This window comes from Phenylobacterium sp. LjRoot225 (assembly GCF_964252855.1).
Classification (GTDB): domain Bacteria; phylum Pseudomonadota; class Alphaproteobacteria; order Caulobacterales; family Caulobacteraceae; genus Phenylobacterium.
Window position 1 is genome coordinate 1,255,161 of the sequence record NZ_CAXUPL020000001.1, and the last position, 12,245, is coordinate 1,267,405.

Here is a 12,245-nt window from a genome sequence, read left to right on the forward strand (position 1 = left end):
ATCCTTGCGCAACCCCATCTTAACGGGGACTCGCGCACCCTGCCGTCCTAACAGCCTCACTCGGGATCCCCCAATGGCCGTCGCCGGCGAACGCCCGATAATCATCAAGAAGGTCAAGAAGGGTGGCGGCGACGGCCACCATGGCGGCGCGTGGAAGGTCGCCTACGCCGACTTCGTGACCGCGATGATGGCCTTCTTCCTGCTGATGTGGCTGATCAACACCACCTCGCCGCAGCAGAAGCGGGGCATCGCCGACTATTTCGCGCCGGCCAGCGTCTCCGAGACCACCTCCGGCTCCGGCGGCATCCTCGGCGGCACCGCTCTGGGCAAGGACGGCGCCCAGTCCAAGGGCTCCAGCTCGGTGATCCAGGAGCTGTCCCCGGAATCGCGCAACCCCGACGATGGCAAGAGCTCAGACGGCGCCAAGGCCGCGCTCTCGGCGGACGCCTCGACCGAGGCGATGCGCGAGGCGCTGAAGCGCCGCGACGACGCCGCCTTCTCCTCCGCCGCCCAGTCTCTGCGCCAGGCGCTGCAGGACATGCCCGAGCTGGCGGAGCTGTCGAAGAACATCGTCGTCGACCAGACCCCGGAAGGGCTGCGCATCCAGCTGGTCGACCAGGAAGGCCGCTCGATGTTCAACGAGAACTCGGTCCAGCCGAACGACCGGGCCAAGATCCTGCTGCGGGCGATCACCAAGGTGATCAACCAGCTGCCCAACCGGATCAGCATTTACGGCCATACCAGCGCCAACCCCGGCGGCTCCAAGGCCGAGAGCGACTGGACCCTGTCGGCGGCCCGCGCCAATGCGTCGCGGAAGATCCTGCAGGACGCCGGCGTCGATCCTGACCGCGTCTATCAGGTCTCGGGAAAGGCCACGTCCGAGCCGCTGTATCCGGACGATCCGGGCCTTCCCGGCAACCGCCGCATCGCCATTGTGCTGCTGCGCGAAGCCCCGGTGCTTCCGCCATCACCGGCACTGTGACCAGGGAGCATGCGAACCGTCTTGCACAAGCGCCGCGCATGCCCCCTAATCATCTCAAACAGGGTTAAGGGCGACCGGAGTCCGTGACGCAGCATTTTGCGACAAGACAGCTCAGGTTTTTCCTGACTGCCCCATCTCCCTGCCCCTATCTGCCCGAGCGGTTCGAGCGGAAGGTTTTCGCCCATCTGCCTTTGTCGGATGGGGCGACGGTCAACGACAGCCTGACCCAGGTCGGCTTCCGCCGGTCCCAGAACATCGCCTATCGCCCCGCCTGCGAGGCCTGCACCGCCTGTGTCTCGGCGCGGCTGCCGGCGACGGACTACATCTTCTCCCGCTCCGAGCGGAAGGTGCTGAACCGCAACGACGACCTCGAGCGACACCTGGTGGAGGCCGAGGCCACCATGGAGCAGTTCGACCTGCTGCGGCGCTACCTCACCACCCGCCACGCCGACGGCGGCATGGCCGAGATGACCTGGCCCGACTACGTCGCCATGGTCGAGGACACCGCGGTCCGCACCCACATCATCGAATACCGCGCCAAGTCGAAGGACGGCGGTCCCGGCGACCTGATCGCCTGCGCCCTGGTCGACCTGATGGGCGACGGGTTGTCGCTGGTCTACAGCTTCTACGACCCCACCCAGAAGCGCCGCAGCATCGGCTCCTTCGTGATCCTCGACCACATCATCCAGGCCTGCCTGACCAACCTGCCCTACGTCTACCTGGGCTACTGGGTCCGCGGCTCGGAGAAGATGGACTACAAGGTGCGCTTCTCCCCCATCGAGCTTCTGAAGCCCGAGGGCTGGACCCTGATGTCCAGCCGCGACCTGAAGGTCGAGACGGAGGGCTGAAGCGGCCCTCCGACGAGGACGTCGGGTCATGTCTGCCGGGAGGCGACAAACGTCGCCTCCGCCAGAACCCGCCGCCCTCGCCTCATTCCATCAATTCCCCGCAGGCCATCAATTCCCCGCAGGCGCCGTGTGCTGACCGCGGCGGGACATCGGGCCGCCGAAGCGCGCGCGATTCTCAGGCGTGTCCGGCACCGGGCCGCTGGTCACCGTCTGTGTCGTGACGCTGGCGGTCTGGCCGTAGGTCTCGGCGGCGGGCGCAGGCTCGATCGCGGCGGTCGGCCCGACCGGAGCCGCAGAGGGCTCGGCGGGCGGGTTGACCGCATAGGCCTGTGACTTGGCGCCGGCGAAGGCCATGCGCTGCTGTTCGGCGGAGCTGTTGACCGCGTCCCGTTCGCAGGACGGCAGGAGCGCCGTGCCGCCGGCCCCCGCCTCGCCCAGGCGGCGGCAGAGATCCTGCGCGGTCATACGTACGCGCTCGCGCAGAACATCTCGGCCGCCCTGGGTGGTGAGGTCCAGGTCGCGGTAGCTGACCGGAGCCGAGAGGCTGCGAACGTCGGGGCCGACGCCGTAGCGGCCGGTCACCGTGAGCTCGCCCACCGTCTGGGCGATCACCGGAGCCGCCGCGGCCGTCAGGCCGACCGCGAGCGCCGCGCAAATCCAAGTCCTGAATGAAGCTCTTGATTCGAGCATGGTCGTTCCTTCCCTTGCAGGAGATCGACCGCCAATTCCTCCCCCGACGCCAGGATGCGACGGAGATCTGCCGGCTTGATGAACCCCGCGCTCGCGGCGAAGTTCCCGCGCGACGGGAGGGGCGCCTGGGGCCTGCCCCTGTGAAACCCGGGGACGCCGGCCGTCGGTTGTGGCTTTGGCCGGCCCGGGCGCCTAGATTGTCATCGTGATCGCCACCTTCGGATCCGGCGCATGGCCCAGCAACTTCGCCTGAGGCTTCAGCGTCAACCCCGCCACACGCGCGAGGAGTTCATCGCCGGGGCGTCCAACGCCCAGGCGCTGGCGGCCGTGGATTCGTGGCCGCGCTGGCCCGGCGGCTGCCTGGTGCTGGCGGGACCGGAAGGCGTCGGCAAGACCCACCTGGCGCGCGCATGGGCGGCCGAGACGGGTGCTGTGATCCTGTCGCGGGAGGCGCCCGACCTGGCGGCGGCCGACGGCCGTCCCGCCCTGCTGGAGGATGTCGATCGCGGCGTCCCGGCCGAGGCCCTGTTCCACCTGATCAACCTGGCCGGCCGCGAGGGCGCGGGCCTGCTAATGACCGCCCGCATCCGGCCGGCGGCCTGGCCGGCCGACCTGCCCGACCTGCGCTCGCGGCTGAACGCCCTGTTCGTCGCCGAGATCGAGGCGCCGGACGACGACGTGCTGGAAGGCGTGCTGCGCAAACTGTTCCGCGAACGCAGCATCCGCCCGCCCCAGGAGGTCTATCCCTACCTGCTGCGGCGCATGCCGAGGTCCATTCCGGAGGCGCAGGAGGTGGTCCGGCGGATGGATGAATCGGCAGACGGACCGATCTCGCGACTGCTTGCCAGAGCGGTCCTTGAGGAGGAGTCTCAAAACCTTGATCTTTTTGAGTGAAGACTTGTCCGGCTATGGAACCAGGCCCAACAACGGGCCCACGCCGGCGCCTCTGGAGTTTCCTCGATGACCTATGTCGCGCCCATCGCCTCGGATCCGATCCCCGAGGAGGCGCGCACGCCGGATACGGCCGCCCACGCCTTGGCGGACTCGCCCCAGCGCTTCTTCAATCGCGAGCTCTCCTGGCTGTCGTTCAACCGCCGGGTGCTCGCCGAGAGCAAGAACCCGCGCCATCCCCTGCTCGAACGGCTGCGCTTCCTGGCGATCTCGGCCAACAACCTCGACGAATTCTACATGGTCCGCGTCGCCGGCCTGAAGGCGCAGGTGCGCGAAGGCGTGCGCGTCGTCAGCCAGGACGGCCTGACCGCCGCCGAGCAGCTGGAGCGGGTCAACGCCGAAGCGGCCGACCTGATGGACGCCCAGCAGCGCCGCTGGCGTCAGATCTGCGGCGAGCTCACGGCCGAGGGCCTGCGGCTGGTCGGGCCCAGCGAGGTGAGCGAGCGGGAAAAGGAGGCGCTGGAGGACATCTTCGCCGCCCAGCTGTTCCCGGTGCTGACGCCGCTGGCCATCGACCCGGCCCACCCCTTCCCCTTCATCCCGAACCTCGCCTTTTCGCTGGTGCTCAAGCTGAAACGGGTGAGCGACGGGCGACTGCTCTACGCCCTGGTGCCCATCCCCGCCCAGGTGGCGCGCTTCTGGGAGCTGCCGCGCGCCGGACGCCGGCGCACCGAGCGCCGGTTCCTCTCGCTTGAGGGTTTCGTCACCCTGTTCCTGGACCACCTGTTCCCCGGCTGCGAGGTCGAGGGCCAGGGCGTGTTCCGGCTGATCCGCGACAGCGACGTCGAGATCGAGGAAGAGGCCGAAGACCTGGTCCGCGAGTTCGAGGCCGCCCTCAAGCAGCGGCGGATGGGCTCGGTCGTGCGCGTCGAGCTCGAGGCCGCCATGCCCGAGGAGCTGCGCGGCTTCATCGTCGGGAACCTGCACGCCCAGCCCGAGGACATCATCCTGATCGACGGCCTGCTGGGCCTCGACGAGCTCAGCCAGCTGATCCCGCCGGACCGGGCGGAGCTGAAGTTCAAGCCCTTCGAGCCGCGCTTCCCCGAGAGGATCCGCGACCACGGCGGCGACTGCTTCGCCGCGATCCGCGAGAAGGACATCCTGGTCCACCATCCGTTCGAGAGCTTCGACGTGGTGGTGCAGTTCGTCCGCCAGGCCGCCCGCGACCCCAACGTGCTGGCGATCAAGCAGACCCTCTATCGGACCTCGAAGGACAGCCCGATCGTGGCCGCCCTGATCGAGGCGGCGGAAATGGGCAAGAACGTCACCGCGGTGATCGAAATCAAGGCCCGCTTCGACGAGGAAGCGAACCTGAAGTGGGCGCGGGACCTGGAGCGTGTGGGCGTCCACGTCGTCTTCGGCTTCGTCGAGTACAAGACCCACGCCAAGCTCTCGACCGTGGTCCGGCGCGAGGGTGACGCGCTTCGCACCTACTGCCACTTCGGCACCGGCAACTATCACCCGGTCACCGCGCGCATCTACACTGACCTGTCGCTGTTCACGACCGACCAGGCGATGGGACGCGACTCGACCCGCCTCTTCAACTTCGTGACCGGCTACGCCCAGCCCGACCGGCTGGAGAAGCTCTCCTTCTCCCCGGTGACGATGAAGCGCGACCTTCTGGCGCTGATCGCCCAGGAGGCCGAGCACGCCCGCCAGGGCAAGCCCTCCGGCATCTGGGCGAAGATGAACTCCCTGGTCGATCCGCAGATCATCGACGCCCTCTACGAAGCGAGCCAGGCGGGCGTCGATATCCGGCTGGTGATCCGCGGCATCTGCTGCCTCAGGCCCGGCATCCCCGGCCTCTCCGAGAACATCCGCGTGAAGAGCATCGTCGGCCGCTTTCTGGAGCACGGCCGGATCGTCGCCTTCGCCAACGGCAAGCCCCTGCCCTCGGCCGAGGCGCGGCTGTTCATCTCCTCGGCCGACTGGATGCCGCGCAACCTGGACCGCCGGGTCGAGGCCCTGACGCCGATCGAGAACCCCACCGTGCACCGCCAGGTGCTCAATCAGATCATGGTCGCCAACCTGCGCGATGAAGCTCAGAGCTGGACCGCGGACAGCGAGGGCCGCTATACGCGTGACCCGGCCTGGGATCATCCGGACGCCTTCTCGGCGCATGAGTACTTCATGACCAATCCCAGCCTGTCGGGTCGAGGCCAAAGGGTTAAGGACATGCCGCGCGCGATCGAAGATGTGGCTCCGCGCGGATAACCGTCTCGACGCGCGCCAAGCCGCGGTCATCGACCTCGGATCGAACTCGGTTCGCCTGGTGATCTACCGGGTCGAGGGCCGGGCGATCTGGACGGTCTTCAATGAGAAGGCCCTCGCGGGCCTGGGCCGAGACCTGCCCGTCACCGGCCGCCTCTCGACCGAGGGGGTGGAGGTGGCGCTGGCCGCCCTGCACCGCTTCCGCACCCTGCTGAACGGCTGGGGAACCGAGGAGATCACCGCCGCGGCGACCGCCGCCGTGCGCGAATCCGCCGACGGCGAGGCCTTCCTGCGCCGGGTCAAGGCCGAGACCGGCCTCGACGTGCGGGTCCTCTCCGGCGAGGAGGAGGCGCGTTATGCGGCGCTCGGCGTTCTCGCCGGCGATCCCACGGCCGCCGGCGTGGTCGGCGACCTGGGCGGGTCCAGCCTGGAGCTGGTGCGCCTGACCGACGGCGCGCCGCAGGATGGGGCGACCCTGGCGCTGGGCCCGTTCGCGCTCGGCGCGCCACGCCCCCTCGACATCGACCGGACGCGACGCGCCATCGAGGCGGAGCTGGGTCCGGTGGCCGGCCGTTTCCGCGCCCGCAGCTTCCACGCCGTCGGCGGCGCCTGGCGCAATCTCGCCCTGCTGCACATGGAGATGTCGCACTACCCGCTGCGCGTCGCCCACCAGTACGAGATGAGCCGCAGCGACGCCGTCGATGTCGCCCGCTTCGTCGAGCGGCTGTCGAAATCGTCGCTGGAAAGCATCAAAGGACTTTCGAAGAAGCGCTTCGACACCCTGCCCTACGCCGCCCTGGTGCTGGAGGCGGTGATCGAGCGGCTCGGCGTCGAACGGGTGACGATCTCAGCCTATGGCGTGCGCGAAGGCCTGCTGCTCGACGCCATGTCCCCCAGCGTGCGGGCGCGAGATCCCCTGATCGAGGGCTGCGAGGCGCTGACGGCGGTGCGCGGCCTGTCGCTCGAGCTTGGCGCTGCGCTGGAAGCCTGGGTCAGCCCGGCCTTCGGCCAGCTGCCGCCGTTGTTCGCCAGCCGCGACCCGGTGCTGACCGCCGCGGCCTGCCGACTGGCCGACGTCGGCGCGCGGTTGCACCCGGACCACCGCGCCGACATCGCCTTCGAAGAGGTGCTGCGCGCGCCGATCGCCGGCATGAGCCACGCCGAGCGCGCCTTCCTGGCCTGCGCCGCCTTCGCGCGCCACTCCGCAACCGCTACCCCGCCCGAAGCCTCGACCATCAACCGCCTGCTGACGCCGGAGCGCCGCCAGCGCGCCCGGGCGCTCGGCGCGGCGATCCGGCTGGGCTGCGACCTTTCCGGCCGCAACGCCCAGCTCCTGCCCAACGCCACCCTCTCCATCTCCGGCGACCGGCTGTTGCTGAAAGCTCTGCCCGGCTGGGAAGACCTGCTGCTCGGCGAACAGACGGCCAAGCGCGCCCAGACGCTGGCCGCCGCGCTTCGGCTGCGAATCTAGGTCGCCTGAGCCGCCACAGGCTCAGCCCATCAGGCCGGCGGAGGTCAGCGCCTTGGCGATGACCTGCTGCACGCCTTCGGGCACGTGCGGGGAGATGGTCGCCATGATCTTGTCGCCGAGGCGCCGAGAGCGCGGTTCATGCGAGCTGGGCGCGGGGCCGAGATCGCTCCAGGCCTCGGCCTGCGCGGCGGCTTCCGGCGGGGCGAGGCCCCAGAAGCGGGCGATCTCCAGCGACGACGAGACCCCCGCCTCGAGCATGAAGGGCGCCGCCTGACCGATCGGATCGACGCCGCTGGCCGCCAGCGGCGTCCCGTGGCCCAGGCCCGCCAGCAGGTTCATCTCGATGATCGGCTCGCCGTCCGAGCCGCGCCACACCGAGCGGGTCCAGCGCGCCCGCGCCTGGACCTCGTCGGGTTGCTCGTCCAGCCTGAGGTAGGCCGCCCATTGGCGGGCGAGCGCCTGGGCGTTGCCGCTGACGACCACGGCGTCCGCCTCGCCGTGCCAGATCGCCAGACGCGGCCTGCGCCGTGGCGGCGGGGCGGCGCGGTCGACCCGGCCACCCAGCGCCTTGCCGTCCAGGCGCGTCCCGCCGTGCATGGCGCCGAACGCCTCCTGCGCATTGCGGGCGACGCCGAACGGGAGACCGGCCACCACGGCGCCGGCGGCGAAGGTCTCCGGATAGGTCGCCAGCAGCACCGACGTCATCGCGCCGCCCGCCGAGAGCCCGGTGATGAACACCCGCGCCGGGTCGAGCTTGTGGGCCCGCACCATGTGCTGGCTCATGGCGTGGATCGAGGCCGCCTCCCCGGAGTCCCGGGCGATGTCGACGGGCTCGAACCAGTTGAAGCAACGGTTGGGGTTGTTCTCGTTCCGCTGCTCCGGCGCGAGCACCGCGAAGCCGAGGCGGTCCGCCAGGGTGATCCAGCCGGCGGAACGGGCATGAGCGCCGGCCCGTTGGGTGCATCCGTGCAGGACGACCACCAGGGGCGCGTTCGGGGCGAGGCCGGCGGGAACATAGGCCAGCATCCTGAGACCGCCCGGATTGAAGCCGAAGCCACGAACCTCGGTCAGGCCGGCGTCGTCGCCCGGGCCCGGCGGGTGCTCCATCGCCTTGCGGAGTCCCGCGAGCCGGGCCGTCGTCTCACCAAGTCCAGACATTTCCATGGTCCCCACGCCGACGCTCTCGGCAGACCAAACATAATGCTGCAACGCAGCATTTGCTGCGATGCAGCAGAATTTTTTTCGGCGCCACGAAAAAGAGCGACGCCGGGGAGCCCGAACGCCGCTCTTACAGATCCGTTGGGAATCTGCGCCTCGAGTTGAACGCCCCCGTGCAGGCGTCAAGGTCGTCCACGCATCCGGCGAGGGAGGAAGCCGGGTCGCCCCGAGCCCTTCAGCTTGCCGGAACCGTCTGCCCGCTTGACGCCCTTGCGGTGCGCCGCGCCTCAGCCCCTCGTTGCAGGACACAGCGTCCATCGATCGGATCGGCGCGACAAGAGACCGTCGTTATTCCAGGGGAGCAGCCCTGTGCAAAAGCCTGTGGAACGGCTGTGGACCGGCCGTGGACGGATAGAGATATATCCGCAACTTCAATCGGTTGCGAATATCTCCAGATTTCTACTCGGCGGTCGCCGCCTTGGGCGCACGACGGACTTCCACCACCCGCACGCGCGCGCCGTCCAGCACCAGGGCCAGCTCGCCGCGCTTCAGCTTCAGCGCGTCCTCGCCGAAGGCCTCGCGCCGCCAGCCCTTCAGCGCCGAGGTCGGGGCGTCGTCGTCGTTGGCGATCTGCTCCAGGTCGGCGACGGTGGCGATCAGCTTGGAGGCGACGCCCGCCTCCTCCGCCCGCGCCTTGAGAAGCACCTTGAGCAACTCGACCACCGCGCCGGCCGCCGGCGAAGCCGGGACCTTGGACCGCTCGATCACCGGCGCATAGGCCTCGGGATCCTTCAGCGCCTCGCGAATGGCCAGCAGCAGGTCCGGACCGAAGCGCGAACCGGAAAAGCCCTTCGGCACCGAACGCAGCCGGTCGAGGCCGTCGGCGTCGATCGGCGCCTGGGTGGCGACCTCGTCGATCGCCTCGTCCTTCAGGATCCGGCCGCGCGGCTGGTCGCGCAGCTGGGCGGTGCGCTCGCGCCAGGCGGCGACGGCCCGGTAGACCGCCAGATATTTGGTGGTGTGCTTGCGCGGGCGCAGCCGGCGCCAGGCGTTCTCCGGATCGACGTCGTAGTTCGCCGGATCGGTGAGCACGGCCATCTCGTCGGTCACCCAGGCCAGGCGGCCGTCCTGCTCCAGCCGCTGGCGCAGCTTGGGATAGAGGTCGGCCAGGTGGGTCACGTCGGCGAGCGCATAGGTCAGCTGACTGTCCGACAGCGGACGGCGCGCCCAGTCGGTAAACCGGCTGGACTTGTCGAGCTCGATCTTCAGCATCTGCCGGACGAGGGCGTCATAGGCGATCTGCTCGCCGAAGCCCGCGGCCATACCGGCCACTTGCGTGTCGAACAAGGGCCGCGGCATGGCCTGCAGATTGTTGAAGATTTCCACGTCCTGCCGGGCGGCGTGGAACACCTTCAGGATCGACTCGTCGCGCAGGATGTCGAGGAAGGGCTCAAGATCCATGCCCTCGGCGAGCGGATCGATCACGGCGTGCGCATTGGGCGCCGCGGCCTGGATCAGGCACAGCTTCGGCCAGTAGGTCGTCTCGCGCATGAACTCGGTGTCCACGGCGACGAACGGTTGGCCCTTGATCGTCTCGCAATACCGCGCAAGTTCCGCGGTGGTGGTAATAGGCGTCATCGATTAGCTATAGCCCCGCGCGGGCGCGAGTCTGCAAGGCCCGCTGTGTGCGCGGTCCATTATTTCGTTGAAGGCGTTACCTCAATGTCCGAGCGGCCGAATGGTCTCACCTACGCCCAAGCCGGGGTCGACATCGACGCGGGGGCGGCTCTCGTGGAGCGGATCAAGCCACTGGCCAAGGCCACGCGCCGGGCCGGCGCCGAGGTCTCCCTGGGCGGTTTCGGCGCCCTCTTCGATCTGAAGGCCGCCGGCTACGACGATCCGTTGCTGGTCTCCACCACCGACGGCGTCGGCACCAAGCTGAAGGTCGCCATCGAGGCCGGCCGCCACGACACCGTCGGCATCGACCTCGTCGGCATGTGCGTCAACGACCTCCTGGCCCAGGGCGGCGAACCGCTGCTGTTCCTCGACTATTTCGCCACCGGCAAGCTGGACGTGGAGGCCGCGGCCACCGTGGTCGCCGGCATCGCCGAGGGCTGCCGGCAGGCCAACTGCGCCCTGGTCGGCGGCGAGACCGCCGAAATGCCGGGCATGTATGCGCCCGGCGACTATGACATGGCCGGCTTCTGCGTCGGCGCGGTCGACCGCGACAAGGTGCTGCCGCGGCTGGGCGACCAGAAGGTCGGCGACCTGCTGATCGGCCTGGGTTCCTCGGGCCCCCACTCCAACGGCTATTCGCTGATCCGCCGCATCGTCGAGCGCTCGGGCCTGGCCTGGGAGGCCGACGCCCCGTTCGAGCCCGGCAAGAGCCTCGCCGAGGCCCTGCTCGCCCCCACCCGCATCTATGTCCGGACGGTGCTGCCGCACCTGAAGGCCGGCCGCGTCGAGGGTCTGGCGCACATCACCGGGGGCGGCCTGATCGAAAACCCGCCCCGCGCCATCGCCGAGGGCCTGGAAGCCCGCTTCGATTGGAACGCCTGGGCCCTGCCGCCGGTGTTCCAGTGGCTGCAGGAGACCGGCGGGGTCTCCGAGCACGAGCTGCGCCGGACCTTCAACTGCGGCGTCGGCCTGATGCTGATCGTCGATCCGCACGAGCTTCCCGACGTGCTCGAAGGCCTGGTGCGCGCCGGCGAGGACGCCTTCGTCATCGGGGAACTGGCGGCCGCCTAGCGCCGCGGCTACCTCCCCCGCGAAGCGGCGGAAGGCGGCCCACCCGCGTCATCTTGAAGCTTGACCATAACGGCGAATTGCCGGCGCCGCGGAGCGGCCGCAATCTCGCCACATGAACTGTCGAATTCCTACCGTGTGCTCGGCCGTGGCCGTCCTGCTGAGCGCCGTTCCTGGTCTGGCTTCCACGCCGGCCGACGTGCGCGCCGCCGACCCGCTTCCGTCGCTCTTCGTCGACTTCTTCTACCGCTGGAAGTCCGCGCCGCAGGATCTGCAGATCTCGGATCTGAAGGTGCTGAGCGCGGGCGGCGGGCTCCGGTTGCTCTGCGGCGCCTACGACCTTCCTGGCCAGGCCCGCCGTCCCTTCCTGGTGCTGGGCGACGCCACGCCCAGCGCGTCGGCGGCCTGGGAGCCCGGCAGTTTCCCGCAGACCGATCCGCTCTATCCGCAGCTGATGGACAATCTGCGGCTCTGCCAGACGCTGGGCGCGGCCGTCACCGCATCGCAGTGGGGCGAGCCGGCGGCCAAGCCGGCCCCGCCGCAGGTCTGAGACGCAGCCCGCGAGGGCTGCATCTCCTCACCTCGCCTAAGACAGGACGACGACGACCACCCGCCGGTTCTGGGACCGCCCCTCGGGCGTATCGTTCGGCGCGACCGGCACGTCCTTCCCGTAGGAAATCGTCGCCATCCGGTTCAGCGCCACGCCCTGTTCGTTGAGATAGCGCCGAACGGCTTCCGCCCGCGCCTTGCCCAGGGTTTCGTTGTAGGCGGCGTCGCCGGTGGAATCCGTGTGCCCCTGGACCTCCAGGTAGACGTTGCGGTTCTCCGCCTTCAGCCGTTGCACCAGCTCCGACAGCCGCGCCTGGGCTTCCGGCGACAGGGCGTGCTGGTCGACCGGGAACTTCACGGAATCGTCCGACAGCACGACCTGGTAGAGGAACTTGCCTTCCGCCAGCTTGTGCGCGGCGTTCGCCCGGTCGAGGGCGTCGCGGGCGGTGCCTTCGACCCGGGTGGTGTGGGCCTCGGCCACGCCCACCTGCTTTCGAACGAACTTGTGGCTGGCGCAACCGCTTGTCGCGAGCGCCGCTAATATGGCGACGCTCGCCATCAGGCCCGACTTCATCATCGTCTCCTCCAACGTCAGCTTTTTTCGGAAGCCATCCCCCATGGCCCAGCTCACATCAGAATG

Annotated in this window: 11 protein-coding genes; 7 read left to right on the forward strand and 4 right to left on the reverse strand. The window is 69.3% G+C overall.

Features of this window, described 5'->3' with window-relative positions; translation table 11 throughout:
* The first annotated feature begins 73 nt into the window (after window positions 1–73).
* Both ACSQ2B_RS06050 and ACSQ2B_RS06055 read left to right on the forward strand, forming a co-directional pair.
* On the forward strand, window positions 74–982 hold the full coding sequence (locus ACSQ2B_RS06050; protein WP_436048222.1) for a flagellar motor protein MotB: 909 nt from the start codon (window positions 74–76) through the stop codon (window positions 980–982).
* An 83-nt stretch (window positions 983–1,065) separates the two neighbouring features.
* Window positions 1,066–1,830 (forward strand): arginyltransferase, encoded by a 765-nt coding sequence (locus ACSQ2B_RS06055; RefSeq protein WP_436048224.1) that lies wholly within the window; start codon window positions 1,066–1,068, stop codon window positions 1,828–1,830.
* Between the two features lie 108 nt (window positions 1,831–1,938).
* On the opposite strand, the gene ACSQ2B_RS06060 is transcribed toward ACSQ2B_RS06055, so the two are convergent.
* Entirely contained in the window at window positions 1,939–2,520 is a 582-nt protein-coding gene (locus tag ACSQ2B_RS06060) for a UrcA family protein (RefSeq protein WP_436048226.1), read from the reverse strand.
* A 231-nt stretch (window positions 2,521–2,751) separates the two neighbouring features.
* On the opposite strand from ACSQ2B_RS06060, the gene ACSQ2B_RS06065 reads away from it, so the two are divergent.
* The 3 genes from ACSQ2B_RS06065 (at window position 2,752) to ACSQ2B_RS06075 (ending at window position 7,153) form a co-directional block, all read left to right on the forward strand.
* The gene (locus ACSQ2B_RS06065; protein WP_436048228.1) at window positions 2,752–3,414 is read left to right on the forward strand and encodes a DnaA ATPase domain-containing protein; all 663 of its coding nucleotides are present in this window, start codon (window positions 2,752–2,754) and stop codon (window positions 3,412–3,414) included.
* 66 nt (window positions 3,415–3,480) lie between these two features.
* The gene (locus tag ACSQ2B_RS06070; protein WP_436048230.1) at window positions 3,481–5,685 is read left to right on the forward strand and encodes an RNA degradosome polyphosphate kinase; all 2,205 of its coding nucleotides are present in this window, start codon (window positions 3,481–3,483) and stop codon (window positions 5,683–5,685) included.
* Window positions 5,666–7,153 (forward strand): Ppx/GppA phosphatase family protein, encoded by a 1,488-nt coding sequence (locus tag ACSQ2B_RS06075; protein WP_436048232.1) that lies wholly within the window; start codon window positions 5,666–5,668, stop codon window positions 7,151–7,153. The genes ACSQ2B_RS06070 and ACSQ2B_RS06075 overlap by 20 nt, the downstream gene beginning before the upstream one ends.
* A gap of 21 nt (window positions 7,154–7,174) precedes the next feature.
* Here ACSQ2B_RS06075 and ACSQ2B_RS06080 read toward each other — a convergent pair whose 3' ends face one another.
* The gene (locus ACSQ2B_RS06080; protein WP_436048233.1) at window positions 7,175–8,311 is read right to left on the reverse strand and encodes an extracellular catalytic domain type 1 short-chain-length polyhydroxyalkanoate depolymerase; all 1,137 of its coding nucleotides are present in this window, start codon (window positions 8,309–8,311) and stop codon (window positions 7,175–7,177) included.
* A 459-nt stretch (window positions 8,312–8,770) separates the two neighbouring features.
* Window positions 8,771–9,949 (reverse strand): ribonuclease D, encoded by a 1,179-nt coding sequence (gene rnd / locus ACSQ2B_RS06085; RefSeq protein WP_436048235.1) that lies wholly within the window; start codon window positions 9,947–9,949, stop codon window positions 8,771–8,773.
* 84 nt (window positions 9,950–10,033) lie between these two features.
* Here rnd and purM point away from each other — a divergent pair, with 84 nt between their 5' ends.
* Window positions 10,034–11,059 (forward strand): phosphoribosylformylglycinamidine cyclo-ligase, encoded by a 1,026-nt coding sequence (gene purM, locus ACSQ2B_RS06090; protein ID WP_436048236.1) that lies wholly within the window; start codon window positions 10,034–10,036, stop codon window positions 11,057–11,059.
* A 133-nt stretch (window positions 11,060–11,192) separates the two neighbouring features.
* Window positions 11,193–11,606 (forward strand): hypothetical protein, encoded by a 414-nt coding sequence (locus ACSQ2B_RS06095; protein WP_436048238.1) that lies wholly within the window; start codon window positions 11,193–11,195, stop codon window positions 11,604–11,606.
* 36 nt (window positions 11,607–11,642) lie between these two features.
* Here ACSQ2B_RS06095 and ACSQ2B_RS06100 read toward each other — a convergent pair whose 3' ends face one another.
* On the reverse strand, window positions 11,643–12,182 hold the full coding sequence (locus ACSQ2B_RS06100; RefSeq protein ID WP_436048240.1) for an OmpA family protein: 540 nt from the start codon (window positions 12,180–12,182) through the stop codon (window positions 11,643–11,645).
* Window positions 12,183–12,245: the final 63 nt, after the last annotated feature.